We start from the raw sequence: 24,537 nt of genomic DNA on the forward strand, positions 1-24,537 counted from the left end.
CCGCCTGAAAATGAAGAACCCGCCGGATCGCTCCGGCGGGTTCTTCAATTCAAATGCGGATGCGAGGCTTATTCGCCGCCGCGGTTCTTGAGCGCTGCGCCCAGGATGTCGCCGAGCGAAGCGCCGCTGTCGGACGAACCGAACTGGGCAACGGCTTCCTTCTCTTCCGCAATCTCCAGAGCCTTGATGGACAGCATGATCTTGCGGTCCTTCTTGGAGAAGTTGGTGACGCGGGCATCGAAGACCTGGCCGACCGAGAAGCGCTCGGGGCGCTGTTCGTCGCGGTCGCGGGCGAGGTCGGCGCGGCGGATGAAGGAAGTGATGTCCTCGTGGTTGACGAGCTTCACTTCGACGCCGCCGTCGTTGACCGCGATGACTTCGCAGGAAACGACTGCATTCTTGCGCAGGTCGCCCGATGCAGCGGCGTCGCCGACCGCATCCTTGCCGAGCTGCTTGATGCCGAGCGAGATGCGTTCCTTCTCGACATCGACATCGAGAACGACGGCCTTGACGACGTCACCCTTGTTGAACTCCTCGATGACCTGTTCGCCCGGACGGTTCCAGTCGAGGTCGGAGAGGTGCACCATGCCGTCGACGTCGCCGTCGAGACCGATGAACAGGCCGAATTCGGTCTTGTTCTTGACTTCGCCTTCGACTTCAGTGCCGGCCGGATGGCTGCGGGCGAATGCTGCCCACGGGTTTTCCAGCGTCTGCTTGAGGCCGAGCGAGATACGGCGCTTGGACGGATCGACTTCGAGAACGACGACTTCGACTTCCTGGCTGGTCGACAGGATCTTGCCGGGGTGAACGTTCTTCTTGGTCCAGGACATTTCCGAGATGTGGATCAGGCCTTCGATGCCCGGCTCCAGCTCGACGAACGCACCGTAGTCGGTGATGTTAGTGACGGTACCGGAAATCTTCTTGCCTTCCGGATACTTGGCCTGGATGCCATCCCACGGATCGCTCTCGAGCTGCTTCATGCCGAGCGAGATGCGGTGGGTTTCCTGGTTGATGCGGATGATCTGAACCTTGACCTGCTGGCCGATGTTCAGGATTTCCGACGGATGGTTCACACGGCGCCATGCCATGTCGGTGACGTGCAGCAGGCCGTCGATGCCGCCGAGGTCAACGAACGCACCGTAATCGGTGATGTTCTTGACGACGCCGTCAACAACCTGGCCCTCTTCGAGGTTCTGAACGATTTCAGAACGCTGCTCGGCACGGGATTCTTCCAGAACCGTACGGCGCGAAACCACGATGTTGCCGCGACGCTTGTCCATCTTGAGGATTTCGAAGGGCTGCGGGTTGTGCATCAGCGGCGTGACGTCGCGGATCGGACGAATGTCGACCTGCGAACGCGGCAGGAAGGCGATCGCACCGTCGAGGTCGACCGTGAAGCCGCCCTTGACCTGGTTGAAGATCACGCCTTCGACGCGCTCGCCGGCTTCGAACTTGGCTTCGAGCTTGACCCAGCTCTCTTCGCGGCGAGCCTTCTCGCGCGACAGAACGGCTTCGCCGAGCGCGTTTTCGATACGCTCGACATAGACTTCGACTTCATCGCCAACCTTGAGCTGGCCATCCTTGGCGCGTGCGCCGAATTCCTTGAGCGCGATGCGGCCTTCAACCTTGAGGCCGACGTCGACAACGGCGACGTCCTTCTCGATGCCCGTCACGATGCCCTTGGTGACATAGCCTTCGGCCAGGTCGTTCTTGGCAAAGGACTCTTCGAGAAGAGCCGCGAAATCCTCGCGGGAGGGAGTAGCTACTGACATAAAATCTCCTGCGTGTCCCGAACATGGAATCGGACACGTGCGCGCCGGTTGGTTTGCGTTGAACGGGCCTGAACCCAGTCCGCCCTCTCTCACGAAGGCAATCCGGCGCTTGGACGGAATTTCAGGCTGCATAAAAGCGATCCATGCGTCTCAGCATGCAAAATCGCTTGAATTTAGGCATTTCGGTTCAAGACTGCATCGATGATCGATTGCGCAGCTTGAAACGCGGCCTCTATACTCATTTCCGACGTATCAAGCAAGTGCGCATCATCAGCTGGTTTCAAGGGGCTGTCGGCCCGTCCCATGTCGCGTTCGTCGCGCCGCTTGACGTCCTCGAAAATCGCATCGAAATCCGCCGTCGCACCCTTGCCGACAATCTCGTCATAACGGCGTCTCGCGCGCACCTGCGGCGACGCCGTCACATATAATTTTACCGGCGCATCCGGGCAGACGACCGTGCCGATATCGCGCCCGTCGAGCACCGTGCCGGGCGCCTTTTCCGAGAACCGCCGCTGCGCCTCGACGAGCGCCCGGCGCACCGCCGGCATGACGGCGATCTTCGAGGCGGCTTCGCCGATCTCGTGTTGCGAAAGTATATCGCGATCGAGCCCGCCAAGTTCAACCTCCAGCGCCATCTTCTCCGCCACCGCCTCGTCGTCGAGCGGCAGACCGGCGTCGAGCAGCGCCTTGGCGGTGGCGCGGTAGGTCAGGCCGGTGTCGAGATGGTGGAAGCCGTATTGCTCGGCGATGCGGCGCGAAAGCGTGCCCTTGCCGGCCGCCGCCGGGCCGTCGATGGCGATGGTGAAAGTCTTGGTCGTCATGGGATCAATCCTGGAGCAGGCGCTTACGGGCCTCGATGCGGCGCCACACGTGGCATAATGCTTTGTAAAGGCGCAGCATTTCCTTCGCAAGCCCGCCCTTTCCGGCGACCGTCTCCGCCTGCTTCCGCAGCCTCCGCGCCTCGTTGCGAGAGGGACGCCGGCCGGGTATCCGCCGGCGCCGGAAATACCCGGCACTGCGATCATAAAGTTTGGCTTTGACATGGGAAGCCGCAGCGATTAAGGGGACCGGCTTATAAATTCCGATGGAACGCCGGCTTGAACGGCATTTTGCCGAATCGCGGATTCGGCCATTCTCACGAGGCTTATAGTGGCGAAAGCGGAACTTGGAACCAAGCGCACCGATCCGGAAACCGGCAAGAAGTTCTACGACCTGAACCGGGATCCGATCGTTTCTCCTTATACCGGCAAGTCCTACCCCCTGTCCTTCTTCGAGGAAACCTCGGCGATCGCCGACGTCGCCGAGGAAGACGAGGTTGCGGAAGTCGATACCGAAAACACCGAAGTCGAACTGGTTTCGCTTGAGGATGCCGATGACGCCGCCGGCGGCGACGACATCCCGGATATGGGCGACGACGATGTCGAAATCGAAGGCGATGACGACGACGATACCTTCCTCACACCCGACGAAGACGATGACGATGACGACATGAGCGACATCATCGGCGTGACCGGCGACGAAGACGAAGTCTGATCAGACAAACGCCGGCCCGGATTACAAAAAAATTCCGGGTCGGATTTTTTAGGCTTGCCATCTGCGAAAACCGCAAGTAAGAAGCCGCCACCCCAGAGGGAACGCCTCTGGAGTATCCCAGGACCGGCCACGCCGGACCACCTTTGATGGGGCTATAGCTCAGCTGGGAGAGCGCTTGCATGGCATGCAAGAGGTCAGCGGTTCGATCCCGCTTAGCTCCACCAGCCTACGCTCTTCGAGCTTCGGCTCGGCAAGCCGGAAGGCTTGACGTGACGAAGGCGAGAAGAAAGCGGAGGCTGCCGCGCCGAAGTTGCGAAGCAACGTAGGCGGGCTATGATCCTTCCATGAAGTACGTCTACATTCTTCACAGTGTCGAATTTCCGAATCGTTATTACATTGGCGTGACGAGTGACCTGAAGGCACGGCTGGCAAAACACAACGCCGGGGAAGTCCCTCATACCTCGAAATACGTTCCTTGGTCTCTCAAGACCTATGTCGCTTTCTCCGATGAAGCGCAGGCCTTTGCTTTCGAGAAATATCTGAAGTCGGCTTCTGGCAGAGCATTCGCAAAGAAAAGACTCTAGCCGCCCCATCGGCGCCGGTAGGCCGCCCCCCATCCCCAACCGATCCTCTTTGCCAATTCCTCAATGAACAGCATGTATATTTGCTGCCGGAAACCCAGTGATTCCACTTCAGGACCCCTCCGTCCATGACCAGAGCAAGACGACGCCGTATCATCCGCACCCGACGCACCCTGACCGGGCTCGCCCTCGTCGGCTCGATATCGTTTCTGGCCGGCATGACGGATGCGACCGGTCTGCTGCTGACCGGCGATTTCGTCTCCTTTATGACCGGCAATACGACACGGGCGGCGCTGGCTTTGAGCGAGGGCAATCTTTATCACGCGGCGGTGCTGATCTCCGCCATCGGCGTTTTCGTGCTCGGCAACGCGGCCGGCATCGTCATCGCCCATGTCTCGCAGCGCCGGATTTTCGTGGTGCTCGGCTGCGTCGGCCTTGTCCTGGCGCTCGCTTCGATGACGACGGGGCAGAGTTTGATGCTGGCGCGCTTCTTCATGATCGTCTGTTCCATGGGCATGGTGAATGCCGCCGTCGAACATATCGAGGGCCTGCCGATCGGGCTGACTTATGTCACCGGCGCGCTGTCGCGTTTCGGCCGCGGCATCGGCCGCTGGATCATCGGCGATCGTCGGATTGAATGGACGATCCAGATCGTGCCCTGGGGCGGCATGGTGCTCGGCGCGATCGCCGGCGCCGTCCTGACGCGGCTGACCGGTGCGCATGCCTTGTGGCTGGTCTCGATCTTTGCCATGGCGCTGGCGCTTGCCGCCATGTTCATTCCCCGGCCGCTTCAGCGGCGCTTCAACCAGAAGATCGCGCCGCACAACCGGGCCGCTGTGCGCGGCAAATAGAAGCGTCGCATTCCTGTTACCATCGAATCGGATAGGAAGGAGCGCCGTCCGTCCTCGAGGAGTAGATCTTGTTTCTGATTTCGAAGCTTGTCTGGATTTTGGGCCAGCCGCTGTCGCTGGCATTCCTTCTTGTCTTCTTCGCGCTCCTCGCCGGGCTTCGGCGCTGGCGCGCCTTAAGTCTTTTCGCGACAGCCGGTGGCGCCCTCATCCTCTTCGTCACGCTCTATACCACGGCCGGCAACCTGCTGATGCAGGGACTCGAGCAGCGGTCCAAAGCCTGCCGGCGATCCGGAGAACCTGCAATGCATGATCGTGCTCGGCGGCGCCTTCGAAAATGAGGTGAACACGGCGCGCCACGGCATCGAATTCAACGCAGCGGCCGACCGCTTCGTCGAAGCCCTGCGGCTTGCGCAGAAATTTCCGCAGTCGCGCATTCTGATCTCGGGCGGCGACGGCTCGCTCTCGGGCATCTACGAAGGCGATGCGGCGGCATCCGAGCGGTTCTTCCCGCTGTTCGGCATCGGCAAAGATCGGCTGATTGAGGAGCGGCAATCGCGCACCACCTTTGAAAACGCCGTCAACACCAAGGAATTCCTGGCAAGCCAAGGGGCTTTCCCATTGTCTGCTGATCACCTCGGGCTTCCATATGCCGCGTTCCGTCGGCATCTTCCGCAAGCTCGGCATCGATATCGTGCCCTGGCCGACCGATTATCGCACCGACGGGCAGGTGAGGCCGGGCCTGGATTTCACCCAGCCGAACCTCAATGCCCAGAACATGGCGACGGCGATCCGGGAATGGTACGGCCTGGTCGGCTATTACCTCGCCGGCCGGACGTCGGAGCTCTATCCCCGCTGAGTCACTTCTTCGAGATGGTGACGAATTTCGTGCCGCGCACGCGCGCCGTGACGATGCAGGGATCACCTTCGGTGCGGTCGCAGAACCGCGGATGCATCTTCATCGCCAGCACCATGTTGCCGAAGCGCTGGACGAAGTCGTAGCCGTAGATCTGTGCCGTCGCGATCATGAAATAACCGCCTTCGGCGACCTGCAGGTAGAAATTATAGGTGCAGCCGTCGTCATTGCATTGCGGCCCCTTTTGCCCGTCGCAGGTGAGCAGGCCTTCGTTGACCACCGCGTCGATCAGCCCGTCATTGTTGATGTCCTGCCGGGTGATGAAGCCGTCGGCGAATTCGGCCGCCTTGCACTGCTCCTGGAAATGCTTCTTCTCGTAGATCTCCGGGTCGGAGATCAGCGATTGCTGGCCGAAGGCCGCAGCCGGCAAGATGAGCAGCAGGAGGACATTCAGAACGGCGAGCACCAGCGTTTTCACGGGCTTTCCTCTTTTGGATAAAGCTCTATCGGCTCGCTTTATGGCCGCCCCGCCTTGCGCCGCCCTTGCCGCCGTGGTTCTTTCCAGAAACTGTTCGCCGGCTCCGGGGTCCTGATGTCCTTGCTCGTCTATCTCGATTATGCCGGCATTGCGCTGTTTGCCGCCACAGGCGCGCTCGCCGCCTCGCGCAAGCAGCTCGATCTGATCGGCTTTCTGTTTTTCGCCATGGTGACGGGAACCGGCGGCGGCACGGTGCGCGATATCGTGCTCGGCCGCGTACCGGTCTTCTGGGTGCTGAACCCCGGCTATATTCTCGTCTGCTGCATCATGGGCGTCATCGTTTTCTTCACCGCTCACCTCCTGGAATCGCGCTATCGCCTGCTGATCTGGCTGGATGCGATCGGTCTGGCCGCCTATTGCGTGCTCGGCGCCGCCAAGGGACTTGCCGCCACCGGCTCGCCGACCATCGCCATCGTCACCGGCACGTTGACGGCAACCTTCGGCGGCATCCTGCGCGACTTGATGGCAAACGAGCCTTCGGTGCTGCTCAGGCCGGAAATCTATGTGACTGCGGCTCTTATCGGGGCCGGCGTGTTCACGCTCGCCAATGGGCTGGGGATGCCGCTTTATCTCGCCTCGGGCTGCGGCGTCGCGGCGGCCTTTGGCGTTCGCGGCGGAGCGCTGTGGTTCGGCTGGACCTTCCCGATTTACAAGCACAAGCCCGGCCGGCATCCCGACGATGTCATGTAGAGACCGAGCATGATGCCGAAAAGTGTAAGCGGTTTTCGGACGACATCATGCTCTAGCTATTTAAACCAGAACAGGATGATTTTAGGTCGACCGACCTAAAATCATCCTGTTCTAAGGCGCCGTCAGCCCCGCTTGGCCCGCAGGCGGATCACCACGTCGACGTGGGCGATCTCCATGCCCTCGGGCGGCTCCGGCAGATTGTCTATCGTCAGGTTGCTGACGGGAATGTCGAGCACCTCGTTTTCGCCTTCGACGAAGAAATGATGGTGGTCGGAAACATTGGTGTCGAAATAGGTCTTGGCGCTCTCCACGGCGAGAACGCGGATCAGGCCGGCCTCGGTGAACTGGTGCAGCGTGTTGTAGACGGTCGCCAGCGAAACCGGCACGCCGGCGGCAACCGCCTCCTCATGCAGTTCCTCGACGGTCAGATGCCGGTCGCCCTTGGCAAACAGGAGGTCGCCGAGCGCGACACGCTGGCGGGTAGGGCGCAGGCCTGCGCCGCGCAGCCTAACCTCTATTGCGATCGGGAGTGCACCCGTCATCAAGACCAACTCCGGTTATTCCTGCATAAAGCAATCATGTTTCTACAAGCGGTATAACTTTTGCATTGCAGCCTTTCAATAGTTCAATGGGGACAAGAGCCTGATAAAGGCGGCAAAAACGGGCTTTTGACGCAAATAGGTCTGGTCGCGGCCCTGGCCTTCCTGTATGCGACCACCAAATAATGGGGTAGGCCTGGTTCGGGACGATGAGTGAAGCTGCCTTGCTTGTGCTTCATTTTCTGAAGAACTTGGACTACACGTTCACATCCATCGGCTTCACGCGGGGGGAAAAAGAAATTTATGACAACCAGACAGTCCAGCTTCTCGTATGAAGAACTCATCGCTTGCGCTCATGGCAAGCTTTTCGGCCCCGGCAATGCGCAGCTGCCGCTGCCGCCCATGCTGATGGTTCACCGCATCACGGAAATTTCCGAAACGGGTGGCGCCTTCGACAAGGGCTATCTCAGGGCCGAATACGACGTGCGCCCCGACGACTGGTATTTTCCCTGCCATTTCGAAGGTAATCCGATCATGCCCGGCTGCCTCGGTCTCGACGGCATGTGGCAGCTGACCGGCTTCTTCCTCGGCTGGCTCGGCGAGGAAGGCCGCGGCATGGCGCTTTCGACAGGCGAAGTGAAATTCAAGGGCATGGTGCGGCCGCAGACGAAGCTGATCGAATACGGGATCGACTTCAAGCGCGTCATGCGCGGCCGCCTCGTGCTCGGCACGGCGGACGGCTGGCTGAAGGCGGACGGCGAGACCATATACCAGGCGGCCGATCTTCGCGTCGGTCTGTCGAAAGACAAGACCGCCTGAAACCGCATTTCGAGCGGCTGACGAAAACAACAAAGGTTGATCAGATGAGACGGGTAGTTGTCACGGGTCTGGGTATCGTTTCCTCGATCGGAAGCGACGCGGCCGAAGTCACCGAATCCTTGCGCCAGGCAAAGTCGGGTATTTCCTTTTCCAACGATTTCGCCGAACACGGCTTCAAGTGCCAGGTCTGGGGCAGCCCGAAGCTCGGCCCGGCAGAACTTGCCGAGCTGGTCGATCGCCGCGCTATGCGCTTCCTGTCGCAGGGCGGCGCCTGGAACCATGTCGCCATGAAGCAGGCGATCGCCGATTCCGGTCTGGAAGAGAAGGACTACGCGCAGAACGAACGCGCCGGCATCATCATGGGCTCCGGCGGCCCGTCCACGCGCACCCTGATCGAAGCGGCCGACATCACCGTCAAGAACAACAGCCCGAAGCGCATCGGCCCCTTCGCCGTACCGAAGGCAATGTCTTCGACCGCGTCGGCCACGCTCGCCACCTGGTTCAAGATTCACGGCGTCAATTATTCGATTTCGTCGGCCTGCTCGACCTCGGCGCACTGCATCGGCAATGCCGCCGAGATGATCCAGTGGGGCAAGCAGGACGTGATGTTTGCCGGCGGCCACGAGGATCTCGATTGGACGATGTCCAATCTCTTCGACGCTATGGGCGCCATGTCCTCCAAGTACAACGACACGCCCGACAACGCCTCGCGCGCCTATGACGTCAACCGCGACGGCTTCGTCATCGCCGGCGGCGCCGGCGTGCTAGTGCTCGAGGAGCTCGAGCGCGCCAAGGCCCGCGGCGCCAAGATCTACGCCGAAATCGTCGGCTACGGCGCCACTTCTGATGGTTACGACATGGTCGCTCCTTCGGGCGAGGGCGCAATCCGCTGCATGCGCCAGGCGCTTGCCACGGTGAAGGGCGACGTCGACTATATCAACACCCACGGCACGTCGACGCCGGTCGGCGACAGCAAGGAAATCGGCGCCATCCGCGAGGTGTTCGGCGCCAGGATCCCGCATATCCAGTCGACCAAGTCGCTGACGGGCCATTCGCTGGGTGCGGCCGGCGTGCAGGAATCGATCTACTCCCTGCTGATGATGCAGCAGGGCTTCATCGGCGAGAGCGCCCATATCAGCGAGCTCGATCCCGAATTCGAAGGCGTGCCGATCGTGCGCAAGCGTATCGACAATGCGAAGATCGATATCGCCCTCTCCAACTCCTTCGGCTTCGGCGGGACGAACGCCACGCTCGTCTTCCAGCGCCATAACGGATAATAATATGACTGGAATCATGCAGGGTAAGCGCGGCCTCGTCATGGGCGTCGCCAACAACCACTCGATCGCCTGGGGAATTTCGAAGGCTCTCGCCGCTGAGGGTGCGGACCTCGCCTTCACCTATCAGGGCGAAGCGCTCGGCAAGCGCGTCAAGCCGCTTGCCGCCGAAGTCGGCTCGGATTTCGTGCTGCCCTGCGACGTCGAGGACATCACCTCGGTCGACAGCCTGGTCGACGCGATCGAACAGCGCTGGGGCAAGCTCGATTTCATCGTCCATGCCATCGGTTTTTCCGACAAGAACGAGCTGAAGGGTCTCTACGCCGATACGACGCGCGAGAATTTCAGCCGCACCATGGTCATTTCCTGCTTCTCCTTCACCGAGATCGCCAAGCGCTGCGCGCCGTTGATGGAAGACGGCGGCGCGATGCTGACCTTGACCTATAATGGCTCGACACGCGTCATCCCGAACTACAATGTCATGGGCGTCGCCAAGGCCGCACTCGAGGCCTCGGTGCGCTATCTCGCCGCCGACTACGGTCCGCGCGGCATCCGCGTCAACGCCATCTCCGCCGGCCCGATCCGCACGCTTGCAGGCGCCGGCATCTCCGATGCGCGCGCGATCCTCTCCTGGAACCAGCGCAATGCGCCGCTGCGCAAGACCGTGACCATCGATCAGGTCGGCAACTCGGCGCTCTACCTGCTCTCGGACCTTTCCGCCGGCGTCACCGGCGAAATTCACTTCGTCGACGCCGGCTTCAACATCACCTCGATGCCGACGCTGGATACGCTGCGCAGGGCAGACGTCGAGTAGACGGCACCCGATAGGAAGCTCAAAGGCCGTGCGCAGATGATGCGCACGGCCTATTTTCTTGCGATCGATGAAAGAACGGTTCGAGGCCTGAGCCTTATTTCTTCGCCCACAACACCTTGAAGCGGGCATTGCGGCAGGTTTCGCCGCTTTCCCTGAATTCCGCCGCCAGAACCGGCTCGTAGGGTAGGCCGCGATTGGCGACGAGCAGCAGGCGGCCGCCGCCGCGAAGCGCGGATGCGGCGGTCTTGATCATCGCCTGGCCGAGCGACGGCTCGGCGGCATGGCCCTCATGGAAGGGCGGGTTCATGATGACGAGGTCGTATTTGTCCTTGACCGGCTCGCCCGCCAGATCGTGCCAGAAGAAGCGCGCAGGCGCGTTCGGGCAGTTCTCCGCCATGTTGTCCCGCGCAGCCTCCAGGGCCGCGTGATTGGCCTCGTAGAGGTCAAGGCGCCCCAGTCCGCGCGATCTCTGCGCCATCTCGACGGAGAGATAACCCCATCCCGCGCCGAAATCGGCGACGTCGCCGGTAAAATCCTGCGGCAGGCGCGAGGCGAGCAGCTCCGATCCGGCATCGACGCGGTCATGCGAGAACATGCCGGCTGTCGCATGGAAGCGGTCGTCGACGCGCACCGGCGCTTTTGCCAGCTTGGAAACGATGTCGCCGGCATCGGCCGGCCGGCCGAACCAGAAGGCGACGCCGTGATATTTCGGCATATGGTCGATGGCGAGGCCGAACCCTTCCAGGCGCTTGCGCAGCGGCTGGATGCCGTCTTCCTTGGCCCCGGCAACGACGATCAGGCCGCCCGCCCGCGTGCGGGCGATGGCGGCGGCCAGATTCGCCTCGTTCTCGCCCTTGTGCTTGGTGCAGAGCACGAGTGCGGCGTCATAATCCTCGCCGTCGATCTCCGGCTTGGCGTCGATCCGCTGCGCCATAAGCTGGCGGTAGAGCGGCCGGAAGCCCTGGACGGCGCTGAGCGAGGCGGCAAAGCCTTCGGGCAGCTGAAAGCCCGCCTCGGCGCCGAGAAACAGCACACGCTCGCCCTCGCCGGGCGCCTCTACTGTGCCGCTGGCAAAGGGATGGAACAGGGTCTTCAGCGTCTCGCGGCTCATGGGTCTCGTCTCGTTAAAGCATGTCGGGCAAAATTGTGCAGCGGTTTTGCGACCACGACATGCGCAAAACCAGGATACAAAAAGGGCGCGGAAGATTCCCGCGCCCGGAATTCAATCTGGGAGACGCGGCTTATTCGGCCGCTTCTTCCTTCTTCTTCTCGTTCGCGATCTCCTGGCCGGTGGCCTGGTCGACGACCTTCATCGACAGGCGAACCTTGCCGCGTTCGTCGAAGCCGAGCAGCTTGACCCAGACCTTGTCGCCTTCCTTGACGACGTCCTGCGTCTTGGCAACACGCTCGGAAGCCAGCTGCGAGATATGGACGAGGCCGTCGCGGGCGCCGAAGAAGTTGACGAAAGCGCCGAAGTCGGCGGTCTTGACGACGGTGCCTTCATAGATCTGGCCGATTTCAGGCTCGGCAACGATCGAGTGGATCCACTTGCGGGCCGCTTCGATTTCCTTGCCGGAAGAGGAAGCGATCTTGACGGTGCCGTCGTCCTCGATGTTGATCTTCGCACCGGTCTTTTCGACGATTTCGCGGATGACCTTGCCGCCGGAGCCGATGACTTCGCGGATCTTGTCGACCGGAATGTTCATGACTTCGATGCGCGGAGCGAATTCGCCGAGCTGGCCGCGGCTTTCGGTGATCGCCTTGGACATTTCACCGAGAATGTGGGTGCGGCCGCCCTGGGCCTGGCTGAGCGCGACCTTCATGATCTCTTCGGTGATGCCGGCGATCTTGATGTCCATCTGCAGCGAGGTGATGCCGTCGGCCGTACCCGCAACCTTGAAGTCCATGTCGCCGAGGTGGTCTTCGTCACCGAGGATATCGGAGAGAACAGCGAAGCGGTCGCCTTCCAGGATCAGGCCCATGGCGATGCCGGCAACCGGCTTGGCAAGCGGAACGCCGGCGTCCATCAGGGCGAGCGAGGTGCCGCAGACGGTCGCCATCGAGGACGAGCCGTTCGACTCGGTGATCTCGGAGACGACGCGCAGCGTGTAGGGGAACTGCTCGGCCGACGGCAGCATCGGACGGATCGCGCGCCATGCGAGCTTGCCGTGGCCGATTTCGCGGCGGCCCGGGGAGCCCATGCGGCCGGTCTCGCCGACGGAGTAGGGCGGGAAGTTGTAATGGAGCAGGAAGCGTTCCTTGTACATGCCCGTCAGGCTGTCGACATATTGTTCGTCTTCGCCGGTGCCGAGCGTGGCAACGACGATTGCCTGGGTTTCGCCGCGGGTGAACAGCGCCGAACCATGGGTGCGCGGCAGAAGCCCGACTTCCGAAACGATCGGACGAACGGTTTCGAGGTCGCGGCCGTCGATGCGGCTCTTGGTGTCGAGAATGTTCCAGCGGACGATCTTGGCCTGCAGGTGCTTGAAGATCGCGCCGACTTCCTCGGCCGTGTACCTGGCTTCGCCTTCCTCGGGGAGGAAGTGCGCCTTCACCTTCGCCTTGACGGCGTCGACGGCGGCGTAGCGGTCGGCCTTCTGGGTGATCTTGTAGGCTTCACGCAGTTCGGCTTCGGCAAGGCCGAGCATTTCGCTTTCGAGCGCGGAATAGTCCTCCGGCTGGAAGTCGCGCGGCTCCTTGGCGGCAACTTCGGCGAGCTTGATGATCGCGTCGAGAACCGGTTGGAAACCCCTGTGACCGAACATGACGGCGCCGAGCATGACGTCCTCGGGCAGTTCCTTGGCTTCGGATTCGACCATCAGCACGGCGTCGTAGGTGCCGGCGACGACGAGGTCGAGGCTCGACTCGTCCATCTCGTCGAGATGCGGGTTGAGAACATATTCGCCGTTGATGTAGCCGACGCGCGCACCGCCGACCGGGCCCATGAAGGGAACGCCGGAGAGCGTCAGCGCTGCCGAGGTCGCGACCATCGACAGGATGTCGGGGTTGTTTTCAAGGTCGTGCTGGATGACGGTAACGACGACCTGCGTGTCGTTCTTGTAGCCTTCCGGGAAGAGCGGGCGGATCGGACGGTCGATCAGGCGGGAAACGAGGGTCTCGTTTTCGCTCGGGCGTCCTTCGCGCTTGAAATAGCCGCCGGGGATCTTGCCGGCTGCGTAGGTCTTTTCCTGGTAGTTGACGGTCAGCGGGAAGAAGTCCTGGCCGGGCTTCGGCGCCTTGGCCGAAACGACGGTGGCGAGAACCACGGTTTCGCCGTAGGTGGCGAGAACGGCGCCGTCGGCCTGACGGGCGATCTTGCCGGTTTCAAGCTTCAGCGGGCGGCCGGCCCACTCGATTTCCACGGTGTGTGTATCAAACATATCTTGTCCTTCAATGCGGGAGCACGCGCCATCGCCGATATCAGGGCGCAGCGCACAGTCGACCGCAATCAATGCGACGTATCACGGGCAAGACAACGAGAGGCTTTTCGTCTCAGCTTCCTCAGGAACCCTTATTCCCGGGAAAACCGGGCCAAAGCTTCGAGAAGCTCTGGCCGAAAGCATCCGGCAATCCTGCCCCATGACAGGTCAGCGGTTGGTTTGGCAGAACCGGCCCATCCGGGTCCGCCGGTCGTTCCTCCGCTTGAGATAGGGCGCGGCCGGAACATTTCATCGGAACATCGTCCCGAAACAGATCCGGCGGACGCTCGAAAGCGCCCGCCGGACAATCTTAGCGGCGGATACCCAGGCTGGTGATCAGCTTGGAATAGCGGCCTTCATCCTTCTTCTTGAGATAATCAAGAAGCGAGCGGCGGCTCGAAACCATCGTCAGCAGGCCACGGCGGGAATGGTTATCCTTCTTGTGGTCCTTGAAGTGTTCGGTCAGGTTGTTGATGCGCTCGGTCAGGATCGCGACCTGGACTTCCGGAGAACCGGTATCGCCTTCGGCGGTTGCGTATTCCTTGATCAGCGCAGCCTTGCGCTCAGCAGTGATCGACATCGGATGGTCCTTTCTATGAGAGGAGAAGAAGTCGCCAAAAGCCGGGATGCCGTCCAGCTTTGGCCGCGAATGCAATCGAGCGTACCCGATGCTGGCGCTGCCTATAAACCAAATAAGCAGCGATGGAAAGAGGGAGCCCCGCAGCAGCTTTCAGCGGCCCGTCATGGCGTCCCGAATCATCGCATTATAGCCGGCAGGATCCTGCAGCATGGCGAAATGGCTGGCGTCTTTCAGGATGACGAGCTTTGCGCCGGGAATTTCTTTGGCCATCATCTCGGTATGATCGAGCTTTACGGCCTCATCATGATCACCGATGGCAAGCGTGACCGGCAGCGTGATCTTGCCAAGCTCCGTCGCCGTCCAGTTCGGCTGCGTCGCCCACATCTGCGAAATCTGCGTAACGAAGGCGTCGTATTCGTTCGGTGTCGGCGACAGCTTCCGGTATTGTTCGCCGGCGACGCTGATGTATTCGTTGAAGGTCTTGTTGCTCAAGACGTCGGGCTTGACGCCGTCCGTGGTGACATTGGCAGCCTGGGCAATGACCCGCGTCAGCTTTTCCGGATATCTCATCGCCATGTCGATGCCGATGATGCCGCCGTCCGACCACCCGACGAGCGTCACCTTGTCGATCTTCAGATAATCGAGCAGGGCGACATAGTCCGATGTCATCAGATCGTAGCCGAAGGGCTGCTGGCTGCGCGTCGAGCGGCCATGACCGCGGCTGTCGGCAACGATGACCAGATGATCCCTGGCGAATTCGGCGATCTGGCGACCCCAGACGCCGGTATTGCCAAGGCCGCCATGGATGAAGAGGATCGGATCGCCTTCGCCGTATTCGGCATAATACATCCTGATGTCGTTCACATCAGCCATGCCGCTCACCTTCGGCGCGGGCATGGCAGGAAAGGCCGGGAGCCCGGCCCAGCGCTCGCCGGATTGCGCGCCGGCGACGGTCAGGAACATCGAAAAGAACATCAGTATTCCAATTGCGATCGCGCGCATAATTTTCCCCTCGGGCCACCATGGCCCCTCGGGCCGCCACGGCCCGAAAGGAAGATATCGCATCGCGATCGTCTGGCAACCGTCAGCTGTACAGACTCAGGCGAAAACCCGCTTTGGGCGAAACTCGCCCTGGCCGATCTCGCCGATCGCGATCAGCCGGCCGCGGGCCGTCGCATAGGCTTCGCTTTCGGCGATCGGCGCATCGCGGCCGCGCACCAGGATCGGATTGCCCATCTTCAGCCGGTGCGCCTGGTCGTCGTTGATGACGAGGTGGGGCAGGGCGGAAAGCGCTTCGCACGTGTCGATCAGCAATGCATCGAGGGCGGCGAGCCGCTCAACCATGTCTTCGATCGCTTCGAGCGCCACGAGATTGGCAAGCGGCACCATGGCTTCTTCCGCGAAAGGCGCGACGAAGGTGCGCCGCAGCCCGGATATATGGCCGTAGCAGCCGAGCTCGCGGCCGAAATCGCGGGCAAGCGCCCTGACATAAGTGCCCTTGCCGCATTCCACTTCGAAATGCGCGGTATTCGCATCCGGGCAGGCAAGCAGCGTCAGCCGGAAGATCTCGACTTCGCGTGAGGGAATCTCGACGGCTTCTCCGTCGCGCGCCAGATCATAGGCGCGTTCGCCTGCGATCTTGATGGCGGAAAACTGCGGCGGCACCTGGCTGATGGTGCCGATATAGCGGGGCAGGATATCGCGGATCTGCTGCTCGGTCGGGCGGCTTTCCGAGCTCTGGGTCACATCGCCTTCGAGATCGTCGGTGGCCCGCTCCTCGCCCCAGCTGACGGTGAACTCATAGATTTTCCGGCCGTCCATCACATAGGGAACGGTCTTGGTCGCGTCGCCGAGCGCGATCGGCAGCATGCCGGAGGCAAGCGGGTCGAGGGTGCCGGCATGGCCGGCCTTCTGCGCCTTGTAGAGCCATTTGAGCTTGGAAACGGCTTCCGTCGAGCCGAAATCCACCGGCTTGTCGAGGATCAGCCAGCCGGAAATCGGCCGGCCCTTGGGTTTGCGTGGTTTGGACATGCGTCTCTTCTGTTATTGTTCGTCGTTGTCGCCGTCGAGATCGCGGCTCACCTCGGGCGAACGCAAGAGCTCGTCGATCTTCTTGTAATTGTCGAAGCTGGTATCGTCGCGGAAACGCACCTCCGGCATGTATTTCATCTGCCGGAGCTGCGGTCCGAGCCGGCCGCGGATGAACTTCGCATGGCGGTTCAACGCCTCGATGACGATGCTGTGGTCGGAAACGCCGAGCGGCGTCACATAAGCGGTGGCGATCTTGAGGTCGGGCGACATACGCACTTCCGAGATTGAGATCACGGTTGCCTCGATGATGTCGTCGCGCACTTCGCCGCGCTGCAATACCTGGGTGATCGCGGCGCGGACCTGTTCGCCAACGCGCAGCATGCGCTGCGAAGGCGCGGAGGATGTTGGTCTGGTCATTGTTATCTCTGTTTGCCGATGCGGCTGGGAATCGAACCCGTCAAAGGAGAGCGTCCATGACTCTTTTGGCTGGAAAGGTCAAGGCCACAAGATACCAGAAGCCATCCGCCGGCTGGCGGATGGCTTCTGGAAAGCTGTTGTTGCGCGATGCGCCCGACGATTAGAGCGTGCGCGTGATGTGTTCGACGCGGAAGCACTCGATGACGTCGCCGACGCGCATGTCCTCGTAGTTTTCGAAGGCCATGCCGCACTCCTGGCCCATCGGCACTTCGGAGACTTCGTCCTTGAAGCGCTTGAGGGTCTTGAGCTTGCCTTCGTGAACGACGACGTCGTTGCGGATGAGGCGGACGCCCGCTCCACGCTCGACCTTGCCTTCGACGACACGGCAGCCTGCGACCTTGCCGACCTTGGTGATGTTGAACACCTCCAGGATCTCGGCATTGCCGATGAAGGTTTCGCGCCGTTCCGGCGACAGCAGGCCCGACATCGCTGCCTTCACGTCATCCACCAGATCGTAGATGATGTTGTAGTAGCGGATTTCGAGGCCCTGGCGTTCGGCGAACTGGCGTGCCTGCGCATTGGCGCGAACGTTGAAGCCGATGATGGCGGCGTTCGAAGCTTCGGCGAGCGAGATGTCCGACTCGGTGATGCCGCCTGCGCCTGAATGGACGATGCGGGCCCGGACTTCATCGGTGCCGAGCTTCTCCAGCGCGCCGGCAATCGCTTCGATCGAGCCCTGCACGTCGCCCTTGATGACAAGCGGGAACTCCTTGATACCGGCGCTCTGGCGCTGGATCATCATCTGTTCCAGCGAGCCGCGCTGGCTAGACTGGCGGGCAGCCGCCTTGTCGCGGGCAAGACGCTGACGGTATTCCGAGATTTCACGGGCGCGGCTCTCGCTTTCGACGACAGCGAATTTGTCGCCTGCCTGCGGCGTGCCGGAAAGACCGAGGACCTCGACCGGAGTCGCGGGACCTGCTTCCTTCACATGGTCGCCCTTGTCCGTCACCAGCGCACGCACACGGCCCCAGACATCGCCGGCGACGATGATCTGACCCGGACGCAGCGTGCCCTTCTGGACGAGCACAGTCGCGACTGAACCACGGCCGCGGTCGAGCTGGGCTTCGATAACGGTGCCTTCCGCCGTCCGGTCGGGATTGGCCTTGAGGTCGAGAATTTCGGCCTGCAGCAGGATCGCCTCGAGCAGCTTGTCGAGGTTCTTGCCTGTTTTGGCCGAAACCTCGACGTCGAGCACTTCACCGCCCATGGTTTCCACGAAGACTTCGTGCTGCAGCAGCTGGTTGCGGACCTTCTGCGGATCGGCCTCGTGCTTGTCGATCTTGTTGATCGCAACGATGATCGGAACGCCAGCCGCCTTGGCGTGGTTGATCGATTCGATCGTCTGCGGCATCACGCTGTCGTCGGCTGCAACGACCAGGATTGCGATGTCGGTCGCCTGCGCGCCGCGGGCACGCATCGCCGTGAACGCGGCGTGGCCGGGCGTGTCGATGAAGGTGATCTTCTGGCCGTTCTGCTCCACCTGATAGGCGCCGATATGCTGGGTGATGCCACCGGCTTCGCCGGAAACCACGTTGGCATGGCGGATGGCGTCGAGCAGCGAGGTCTTGCCGTGGTCGACATGGCCCATGATGGTGACGACCGGCGGGCGCGAAACCAGTTCGCCGGCCTCGTCGGAGACGTTGAAGATGCCGAGTTCGACGTCGGACTCCGATACGCGCCTGACAGTATGGCCGAATTCGCCGGCGATAAGTTCGGCAAGGTCGGCGTCGATGACGTCGCCCGGCTTCATCATCTGGCCTTCCTTCATCAGGTACTTGATGACGTCGACGGCGCGTTCGGACATGCGCTGCGACAGTTCCTGAATGGTGATGGTTTCGGGCAGCACGACTTCGCGGGAGATCTTCTCGCGCGTTTCCTGCATCTGGCTGCGGCGGAATTTCTCCTGCCGGCGGCGCATTGCCGAAAGCGAACGGCCGCGGGCGTTGTCGTCGCCGTCCGCGTCGGCGGTGGTAATGGTCAGCTTGCCGCGGCGGCGCTCTTCATCCGTCTTCGGGCGCGTCGTCACCGGTTTTGCGGGTTCGGGGCGAACGACGCGGCCACGGGCGGGACCGCCGCGTGCTGCGCCACGATCTTCGTCTTCCGTTTCAGGGCGACGGCCACGGGCACCGGCCGGCGCGGCGGCGCCTGGCGCCGGACGGGCGGCAGCGGGGGCTGCGGCATCGGGCCGGCGTGCAGCCGCAGGCCGCGCAGCCTCCGAACGAGCTTCGGCGGCGACGGGAGCCGGTGCTGTCTCAGCGGCTGACGGTTCAGCGACTGCGGGTGCCTCGGCCTGCCGGGCAGCCTCTTCGGCTGCCTTGCGGGCGGCTTCTTCTGCTTCGGCTGCCTTGCGGACAATCTCCTCGGCGGCACGGCGCTTGTCTTCCTCGGCGCGGCGGATCGCGTCCTGGGCGTCACGCGCCTGGGATTCGGCAAGCGCACGGCGGCGGGCGTCCATCTCTTCCGGCGACAGATGGTTCAGCACGACAGGGCGCGGACGGTCGTTCGAGCGCTGCGGCTGATAGGACTGCTGCGGACGCTGATTGGTCTGGCTGTTGCCCGGCTGGTGAACCCGCGGTGCCGGTGTCGGCTGCGGCGGACGCGCCTGAACGGGCGCCGGCGCCGGTTCGGCTGCGCGGACCGGGGCTGCCGGGGCAGCGGGCGTGATCGGCTTTTCGTCTTCCGGGCGCATCGGGCGCCGCTTGCGGGTCTCGACCACGACCGCTTTGGTGCGACCCCGACCCATATCCTGGCGAACGGTGCCCTGGCTCATTCCTGATGGTTTCAGGGTAAGCGTCTTCTTGCCCGTTACGCTGAGTGTCTTGTCGTCGTTACTATCGGTCATTCGTTCCCGTTCCTTCGGACAGGGAGCGATGACGAGATCAGACCCTGTCGTTCAAATACTGTCGATCAATGAGAATGAGACCGGCCGATGCCGGTGACCGTCTCATTGTTTTTGCCGGCCAGCGCCGCCCGCTGCCCGGGACTGACCGCCAATACGGTACTGTTCGAGCATCTTTGCGCGCTTCACTACACCTTCACCCGCCTGCCCTGCAAGCACTGCGGCATGGATAAAAGCATTCTGGCCCATCAGGCCTTCCATTTCGCTCTCCGAGAAGAAGCGGTAGGAAGGTATCTCCTCCTCGGTCTCCATTCCGAGGTGCCAGGCCTTGCGGGCCTGGTCGATTTTCCGGACTCCGTCGTCCGCTGCTTCAGTCGCGTGGAACACCGCAAGGGCTGCTCCGCTTCTCACTGCGGCATCCACTTTCGCGGAGCCGCTGATGAACTGGCCGGCTTTGCGCGCCATGTTCATCATCTGCATCAATTGCGCCGCCAGCAGCCGGTCGACATTCGCGCCGAGATCGTCTGCAGCCTTCACATCGCTTTTCAGCGCGCGGGCGAAGAGCTTCTTCGCCACCGCCTTGTCGACCAGCGACCGGTCGGCTTTCACCCAGCATCCGCGTCCCGGAAGCTCGCGCTTCAGGTCGGCGACGACGGTTCCGTCGGGAGCCGCGACGAAGCGGATCAGCTCATCCGGCGATCCGCTTTCACGCGTCACGATGCACATGCGTCCGTTCACGTCATAACCTGCAAGATCGTCGTCCTCAGGAAGAGCGTCCGGCTCATGCGTGGTCATCATGCTTCCTGTTCGGCTTCGGTGACCTCTTCTTCGGTCCCCTTCGCCAGGTCCTCTTCGGTGATCCAGCCGGCCGCAAGCCGAGCCTGGACGATCATCTGTTCGGCCTCGACGCGCGAGACGTCGAATTTCGAGAACAGGCCTTCGAACTTCTTCGTTTCGCCGTTCTTGCGTTCCGTCCAGCCGACGAGATCGTCAGCGGCGCAGCCGGCGAAATCCTCGATCGACTTGATGCCGTCTTCGCCGAGCGCCACCATCATCTGGGCGGTCATGCCGTCGATTTCGCGCAGCTCGTCCTGAACGCCGAGCGCCTTGCGCTTCTCGTCCATCTCGGCTTCGAGACGCTCGAGGAATTCGCGGGCGCGGGTCTGGATTTCCTGCGCCGTATCTTCGTCGAATCCGTCGATCGAAGAAATTTCGTCGAGATCGACATAAGCGAGTTCCTCGACGGCGGCGAAGCCCTCCGAGGCCAGAACCTGGCCGACCATTTCGTCGACGTCGAGCGAATCCATGAACAGGTTGGTGCGCTCGTTGAATTCCTTCTGGCGGCGTTCCGATTCCTCGGCCTCCGTCATGATGTCGATGTCCCAGCCGGTCAGCTGCGACGCCAGGCGGACGTTCTGGCCACGACGGCCGATCGCAAGCGACAGCTGCTCGTCGGGAACGACGACTTCGATCCGCTCGGCATCCTCGTCGAGAACGACCTTGGCGACTTCGGCCGGCTGCAGGGCGTTGACGACGAAGGTCGCCGGATCCTGCGACCACGGAATGATGTCGATCTTCTCACCCTGAAGCTCGCCGACGACGGCCTGGACGCGCGAGCCGCGCATACCGACGCAGGCGCCGACCGGATCGATCGAACTGTCGTTCGAGATCACGGCGATCTTGGCGCGCGAGCCCGGATCGCGGGCGACCGACTTCACCTGGATGATGCCGTCGTAGATTTCAGGCACTTCCATGGTGAAGAGCTTCACCATGAATTGCGGATGCGTGCGCGACAGGAAGATCTGCGGACCGCGCTGCTCGCGGCGGACGTCATAGACATAGGCACGGACGCGATCGCCATAGCGGACGTTTTCGCGGGGGATCATTTCGTCGCGGCGGATGATGCCTTCGCCACGGCCGAGATCGACGATGACATTGCCGTATTCGACGCGCTTGACGGTGCCGTTGACGATTTCGCCGACGCGATCCTTGAATTCGTCGAACTGGCGGTCGCGCTCGGCTTCACGCACCTTCTGCACGATCACCTGCTTGGCGGACTGTGCGGCGATACGGCCGAAATCCATCGGCGGCAGCGGATCGGCGATGAAATCGCCGAGTGCGGCGTCCGGGTTGCGGTCGCGGGCGAGCTCGAGCGGGATCTGCGTCGAATAATCTTCGGCCTTGTCGACGACTTCGAGCAGGCGCTGCAGCCGGATTTCTCCGGTCTTCGGATTGATGTCGGCGCGGATGTTGGACTCGGTGCCGTAACGCGAGCGTGCCGCCTTCTGAATGGCATCGGCCATTGCGGCAAGCACGATCTCGCGGTCGATGACCTTTTCGCGCGCCACTGCATCTGCGATCTGCAGAAGTTCGAGCCGGTTCGCACTGACTGCCATTGTCTTGTTTCTCCGTCTTTACTCCGGGGTTCCCGTCCCTGGGAGCGGTCTGTTAATCGGTTATTCCTGCTCGTCCGCTTCGTTCTGGTTGGCGGCCTGCGCTTTAGCCAACTTGTCGGCGCGCAATGCATCGCGGATCAGATCGTCGGTCAGAATGAGCTTCGCATCGCTAAGCGCCGTGAAGGGAATGGAGACTTTCGGCTCTTCCCCATAAGCGATCTGGTCGCGCTCAAGCGTAAAACCATCCGCGTCCGCTTCGACGATTTTGCCACGGAAACGCTTGCGATTGCCGATCATGATCGACGTCTCGCATTTCACCAGGTGGCCTTGCCAGCGGACGAAGTCGGATTTCCGCACCATCGGACGGTCGATGCCGGGCGAAGACACCTCGAGATGATACTCTTTATCGATCGGATCTTCCACATCGAGGACGGGAGAAATCGCCATCGAGACTTCTTCGCAGTCCTGAACCGTCATCGTCCCGTCGTTGCGCTCAGCCATCACCTGCATCGTCATGCCGTTCTGGTTCAGCATGCGGACGCGGATCAGCCGGAAGCCCATGCCGACAAGCACAGGTTCGATGATATCGGCAAGACGCTGGTCGAGCCCGGTTTCGGTAATCAGTCGCGGCTCAACTTCGTTGTCTGCGTTTGTCATGTCCGACAAGCGGTGCGCTCCTCGCAATTTCTGCTGTTCGGGCGATCGCGCTAATAAAAAAGAGCGGGTCCTTGCGGCCCACTCTTCATCAAGCGATCAAGAATTTGAGACGCATATAGTCCGGTTTTTACGAAATTGCAAGGTCTCAGCCAATTCGCTTGTCAGGGCGTGGATGCGTCTATGGCCAGCCTCGGTCTTGCGCATATATTGCCTTGGGGCCGGACGGCAAAACGGGAGGAATCGTGGCGTATACTTCGTCGACATTGGCGCCTTTGCGGCACGAGACCTATCGCGCCATATGGGTTGCGAGCCTTTCCTCGAATTTCGGCGGCCTGATCCAGGCAGTGGGCGCTGCCTGGATGATGACGACGATCACCGCTTCGGAAGATATGGTGGCGCTGGTGCAGACCTCGACGGCGCTGCCGATCATGCTGTTTTCGCTGATATCCGGGGCGCTCGCCGACAATTACGACCGTCGCCGCGTCATGCTGACGGCGCAGTGCATGATGCTGACGGTCTCGGCCCTGCTGACGGCTTGCGCGCTTCTCGGCTGGATCACGCCCTGGCTGCTGCTCTTCTTCACCTTCCTGATCGGCTGCGGCACTGCGCTCAACAATCCTTCCTGGCAGGCCTCCGTCGGCGACATGGTGCCGCGCGCCGATCTGCCGGGCGCGGTCACGCTGAACAGCATGGGTTTCAACATCACCCGCAGCGTCGGCCCGGCGATCGGTGGTGCGATCGTGGCGGCCGCAGGCGCTGCCGCGGCCTTCGCGGTGAATACTTTGAGTTACCTGCCGTTGATCTACGCTTTGTCGCGTTGGCGGCCAAACACGCCCGTAGCGACCCTGCCGCGCGAGGCGCTCGCCAGCGCCATCTTCGCCGGCCTGCGTTATGTCTCGATGTCGCCCAATCTCGAAAAGGTCCTGGTCAGGGGGCTCATCTTCGGCATCGGCGCCAGTTCGATTCTGGCGCTGCTGCCAATCGTCGCCCTCGATCTGGTTGCCGGCGGACCGCTGACCTATGGCTTCATGCTCGGCGCTTTCGGCATCGGCGCGATCGGCGGCGCAGTGCTGAGCGCGAGAATTCGCCAGGCCTTTTCCAGCGAGATGATCATCCGCCTGGCCTTTGCCGGTTTTGCGCTGAGCGCCGTCATCGCGGCCGTTAGTCCAAGTGCCGTCCTCACCTCAGCGGGGCTGCTCGTCGCCGGCGCTTGCTGGGTCTCGGCGCTGTCGCTCTTCAACACCATCGTGCAGCTTTCGACGCCGCGCTGGGTGGTGGGCCGTGCGCTGTCGCTCTACCAGACCGTCACCTTCGGCGGCATTGCCGGTGGCAGCTGGCTCTGGGGTGTGGCCGCCGACCGCTACGGCGTCGCCGATGCGCTGCTGATGTCATCCGTCGTCATGCTGCTCGGCATTGCGATCGGTTTGCGGTTTTCGATGCCGGCCTTCGCCTCGCTCAATCTCGATCCGCTGAACCGCTTCACCGCGCCTGCGCTCAGCCTCGACATCACGCCGCGCAGCGGCCCGATCGTCATCCAGGTCGACTACGAGATCGCCGATGCCGACCTTGCCGAATTCATGGCGCTGATGGGCGAGCGGCGCCGCATCCGTATCCGCGACGGCGCAAGGCACTGGGCCTTGATGCGTGATCTCGAAAATCCCGGGCTGTGGACGGAAAGCTACCATACGCCGACCTGGGTCGAATACATCAGACATAACCAGCGGCGCACCCAGGCCGATGCGGAAAACATCGACAGGCTGCGCGCCCTTCACCGCGGCGAAGGCCCGCCCCATGTTCATCGTATGATCGAGCGTCAGGCCATCCCGCCGGGCGATGACGTCTTCCATAAAGCGCCGATCGATCTGCATCATTGA

The 24,537-nt window shown here is 62.0% G+C and carries 22 protein-coding genes, 1 tRNA gene and 1 pseudogene; 10 read left to right on the forward strand and 14 right to left on the reverse strand.

Annotation, left to right across the window (positions count from 1 at the left end; translation table 11 throughout):
- Nucleotides 1-68 precede the first annotated feature (68 nt).
- Nucleotides 69-1,772: a 30S ribosomal protein S1 gene (rpsA, locus tag C4N04_RS10880; RefSeq protein ID WP_003571265.1), complete on the reverse strand. Its 1,704-nt coding sequence runs from the start codon at nt 1,770-1,772 to the stop codon at nt 69-71.
- A 173-nt stretch (nt 1,773-1,945) separates the two neighbouring features.
- A complete protein-coding gene (cmk, locus tag C4N04_RS10885; RefSeq protein ID WP_086155851.1) occupies nt 1,946-2,593 on the reverse strand; it encodes a (d)CMP kinase in 648 nt (215 codons plus the stop codon).
- A gap of 328 nt (nt 2,594-2,921) precedes the next feature.
- On the opposite strand from cmk, the gene C4N04_RS10890 reads away from it, so the two are divergent.
- From C4N04_RS10890 to C4N04_RS10910, 5 genes and pseudogenes are all read left to right on the forward strand, one after another.
- Nucleotides 2,922-3,305 (forward strand): TIGR02300 family protein, encoded by a 384-nt coding sequence (locus tag C4N04_RS10890; protein ID WP_038686030.1) that lies wholly within the window; start codon nt 2,922-2,924, stop codon nt 3,303-3,305.
- Between the two features lie 148 nt (nt 3,306-3,453).
- Nucleotides 3,454-3,529, forward strand: a tRNA-Ala gene (locus tag C4N04_RS10895).
- Between the two features lie 120 nt (nt 3,530-3,649).
- A complete protein-coding gene (locus C4N04_RS10900) occupies nt 3,650-3,889 on the forward strand; it encodes a GIY-YIG nuclease family protein (RefSeq protein ID WP_106796031.1) in 240 nt (79 codons plus the stop codon).
- Between the two features lie 125 nt (nt 3,890-4,014).
- Complete coding sequence (locus C4N04_RS10905) at nt 4,015-4,737, forward strand: YoaK family protein (protein ID WP_106796032.1); 723 nt, start codon at nt 4,015-4,017, stop codon at nt 4,735-4,737.
- Between the two features lie 68 nt (nt 4,738-4,805).
- Nucleotides 4,806-5,593: pseudogene (locus C4N04_RS10910) on the forward strand (YdcF family protein).
- 1 nt (nt 5,594) lies between these two features.
- On the opposite strand, the gene C4N04_RS10915 reads toward C4N04_RS10910, so the two are convergent.
- Entirely contained in the window at nt 5,595-6,068 is a 474-nt protein-coding gene (locus C4N04_RS10915) for a hypothetical protein (RefSeq protein WP_038686037.1), read from the reverse strand.
- A 114-nt stretch (nt 6,069-6,182) separates the two neighbouring features.
- Between C4N04_RS10915 and C4N04_RS10920 the strand changes: the two genes are divergently transcribed.
- On the forward strand, nt 6,183-6,818 hold the full coding sequence (locus tag C4N04_RS10920; protein ID WP_038686039.1) for a trimeric intracellular cation channel family protein: 636 nt from the start codon (nt 6,183-6,185) through the stop codon (nt 6,816-6,818).
- 122 nt (nt 6,819-6,940) lie between these two features.
- Here C4N04_RS10920 and irrA read toward each other — a convergent pair whose 3' ends face one another.
- On the reverse strand, nt 6,941-7,360 hold the full coding sequence (gene irrA / locus C4N04_RS10925) for an iron response transcriptional regulator IrrA (RefSeq protein ID WP_009988790.1): 420 nt from the start codon (nt 7,358-7,360) through the stop codon (nt 6,941-6,943).
- 300 nt (nt 7,361-7,660) lie between these two features.
- Between irrA and fabA the strand changes: the two genes are divergently transcribed.
- The 3 genes from fabA to fabI are packed head-to-tail and all read left to right on the forward strand — an operon-like array spanning nt 7,661 to nt 10,264.
- Nucleotides 7,661-8,176, forward strand: coding sequence for a 3-hydroxyacyl-[acyl-carrier-protein] dehydratase FabA (gene fabA / locus C4N04_RS10930; protein ID WP_038686040.1), 516 nt, complete (start codon nt 7,661-7,663; stop codon nt 8,174-8,176).
- 44 nt (nt 8,177-8,220) lie between these two features.
- Nucleotides 8,221-9,453 (forward strand): beta-ketoacyl-ACP synthase I, encoded by a 1,233-nt coding sequence (gene fabB, locus C4N04_RS10935; RefSeq protein WP_038686042.1) that lies wholly within the window; start codon nt 8,221-8,223, stop codon nt 9,451-9,453.
- Nucleotides 9,454-9,457: 4 nt separating this feature from the next.
- Complete coding sequence (fabI, locus tag C4N04_RS10940) at nt 9,458-10,264, forward strand: enoyl-ACP reductase FabI (RefSeq protein ID WP_038686044.1); 807 nt, start codon at nt 9,458-9,460, stop codon at nt 10,262-10,264.
- Between the two features lie 94 nt (nt 10,265-10,358).
- On the opposite strand, the gene C4N04_RS10945 is transcribed toward fabI, so the two are convergent.
- The 10 genes from C4N04_RS10945 to rimP form a co-directional block, all read right to left on the reverse strand.
- Entirely contained in the window at nt 10,359-11,375 is a 1,017-nt protein-coding gene (locus C4N04_RS10945; protein ID WP_106796033.1) for a class I SAM-dependent methyltransferase, read from the reverse strand.
- A gap of 130 nt (nt 11,376-11,505) precedes the next feature.
- Nucleotides 11,506-13,644, reverse strand: coding sequence for a polyribonucleotide nucleotidyltransferase (gene pnp, locus C4N04_RS10950; RefSeq protein WP_064681602.1), 2,139 nt, complete (start codon nt 13,642-13,644; stop codon nt 11,506-11,508).
- Nucleotides 13,645-13,993: 349 nt separating this feature from the next.
- Nucleotides 13,994-14,263, reverse strand: a complete 270-nt coding sequence (gene rpsO, locus C4N04_RS10955; protein WP_064693303.1) for a 30S ribosomal protein S15 — start codon at nt 14,261-14,263, stop codon at nt 13,994-13,996.
- Nucleotides 14,264-14,413: 150 nt separating this feature from the next.
- Nucleotides 14,414-15,265, reverse strand: coding sequence for an alpha/beta hydrolase (locus tag C4N04_RS10960; protein WP_106796034.1), 852 nt, complete (start codon nt 15,263-15,265; stop codon nt 14,414-14,416).
- Nucleotides 15,266-15,361: 96 nt separating this feature from the next.
- Nucleotides 15,362-16,294 carry a tRNA pseudouridine(55) synthase TruB gene (gene truB / locus C4N04_RS10965; protein WP_106796035.1) on the reverse strand — a complete coding sequence of 311 codons (933 nt, stop codon included), beginning with the start codon at nt 16,292-16,294 and terminating at the stop codon, nt 15,362-15,364.
- Nucleotides 16,295-16,306: 12 nt separating this feature from the next.
- Nucleotides 16,307-16,711: a 30S ribosome-binding factor RbfA gene (gene rbfA / locus C4N04_RS10970; protein WP_009993666.1), complete on the reverse strand. Its 405-nt coding sequence runs from the start codon at nt 16,709-16,711 to the stop codon at nt 16,307-16,309.
- 160 nt (nt 16,712-16,871) lie between these two features.
- The gene (gene infB / locus C4N04_RS10975) at nt 16,872-19,613 is read right to left on the reverse strand and encodes a translation initiation factor IF-2 (protein WP_106796036.1); all 2,742 of its coding nucleotides are present in this window, start codon (nt 19,611-19,613) and stop codon (nt 16,872-16,874) included.
- Nucleotides 19,614-19,715: 102 nt separating this feature from the next.
- Nucleotides 19,716-20,408: an RNA-binding protein gene (locus C4N04_RS10980; RefSeq protein ID WP_086155853.1), complete on the reverse strand. Its 693-nt coding sequence runs from the start codon at nt 20,406-20,408 to the stop codon at nt 19,716-19,718.
- Complete coding sequence (gene nusA / locus C4N04_RS10985) at nt 20,405-22,006, reverse strand: transcription termination factor NusA (protein ID WP_038686059.1); 1,602 nt, start codon at nt 22,004-22,006, stop codon at nt 20,405-20,407. Before nusA ends, C4N04_RS10980 begins: the two co-directional genes overlap by 4 nt.
- A gap of 60 nt (nt 22,007-22,066) precedes the next feature.
- Nucleotides 22,067-22,672 (reverse strand): ribosome maturation factor RimP, encoded by a 606-nt coding sequence (gene rimP / locus C4N04_RS10990; RefSeq protein WP_038686061.1) that lies wholly within the window; start codon nt 22,670-22,672, stop codon nt 22,067-22,069.
- Between the two features lie 233 nt (nt 22,673-22,905).
- Between rimP and C4N04_RS10995 the strand changes: the two genes are divergently transcribed.
- Nucleotides 22,906-24,537, forward strand: coding sequence for an MFS transporter (locus C4N04_RS10995; RefSeq protein ID WP_039617202.1), 1,632 nt, complete (start codon nt 22,906-22,908; stop codon nt 24,535-24,537).

The sequence above is a fragment of the Rhizobium sp. H4 genome, from assembly GCF_003013335.1.
Taxonomy (GTDB): domain Bacteria; phylum Pseudomonadota; class Alphaproteobacteria; order Rhizobiales; family Rhizobiaceae; genus Rhizobium; species Rhizobium sophoriradicis.

What these genes read in the sequence shown, in the direction of transcription:
- fabB (WP_038686042.1), top strand. Translation starts at nt 8,221, where the DNA reads ATGAGACGGGTAGTTGTCACGGGTCTGGGTATCGTTTCCTCGATCGGA.
- fabA (WP_038686040.1), top strand. Translation starts at nt 7,661, where the DNA reads ATGACAACCAGACAGTCCAGCTTCTCGTATGAAGAACTCATCGCTTGC.
- fabI (WP_038686044.1), top strand. Translation starts at nt 9,458, where the DNA reads ATGACTGGAATCATGCAGGGTAAGCGCGGCCTCGTCATGGGCGTCGCC.
- C4N04_RS10905 (WP_106796032.1), top strand. Translation starts at nt 4,015, where the DNA reads ATGACCAGAGCAAGACGACGCCGTATCATCCGCACCCGACGCACCCTG.
- rpsA (WP_003571265.1), bottom strand. Translation starts at nt 1,772, where the DNA reads ATGTCAGTAGCTACTCCCTCCCGCGAGGATTTCGCGGCTCTTCTCGAA.
- pnp (WP_064681602.1), bottom strand. Translation starts at nt 13,644, where the DNA reads ATGTTTGATACACACACCGTGGAAATCGAGTGGGCCGGCCGCCCGCTG.
- rbfA (WP_009993666.1), bottom strand. Translation starts at nt 16,711, where the DNA reads ATGACCAGACCAACATCCTCCGCGCCTTCGCAGCGCATGCTGCGCGTT.
- C4N04_RS10900 (WP_106796031.1), top strand. Translation starts at nt 3,650, where the DNA reads ATGAAGTACGTCTACATTCTTCACAGTGTCGAATTTCCGAATCGTTAT.
- C4N04_RS10920 (WP_038686039.1), top strand. Translation starts at nt 6,183, where the DNA reads ATGTCCTTGCTCGTCTATCTCGATTATGCCGGCATTGCGCTGTTTGCC.
- C4N04_RS10980 (WP_086155853.1), bottom strand. Translation starts at nt 20,408, where the DNA reads ATGATGACCACGCATGAGCCGGACGCTCTTCCTGAGGACGACGATCTT.
- nusA (WP_038686059.1), bottom strand. Translation starts at nt 22,006, where the DNA reads ATGGCAGTCAGTGCGAACCGGCTCGAACTTCTGCAGATCGCAGATGCA.
- infB (WP_106796036.1), bottom strand. Translation starts at nt 19,613, where the DNA reads ATGACCGATAGTAACGACGACAAGACACTCAGCGTAACGGGCAAGAAG.
- C4N04_RS10960 (WP_106796034.1), bottom strand. Translation starts at nt 15,265, where the DNA reads ATGCGCGCGATCGCAATTGGAATACTGATGTTCTTTTCGATGTTCCTG.
- rpsO (WP_064693303.1), bottom strand. Translation starts at nt 14,263, where the DNA reads ATGTCGATCACTGCTGAGCGCAAGGCTGCGCTGATCAAGGAATACGCA.
- irrA (WP_009988790.1), bottom strand. Translation starts at nt 7,360, where the DNA reads ATGACGGGTGCACTCCCGATCGCAATAGAGGTTAGGCTGCGCGGCGCA.
- C4N04_RS10945 (WP_106796033.1), bottom strand. Translation starts at nt 11,375, where the DNA reads ATGAGCCGCGAGACGCTGAAGACCCTGTTCCATCCCTTTGCCAGCGGC.
- cmk (WP_086155851.1), bottom strand. Translation starts at nt 2,593, where the DNA reads ATGACGACCAAGACTTTCACCATCGCCATCGACGGCCCGGCGGCGGCC.
- truB (WP_106796035.1), bottom strand. Translation starts at nt 16,294, where the DNA reads ATGTCCAAACCACGCAAACCCAAGGGCCGGCCGATTTCCGGCTGGCTG.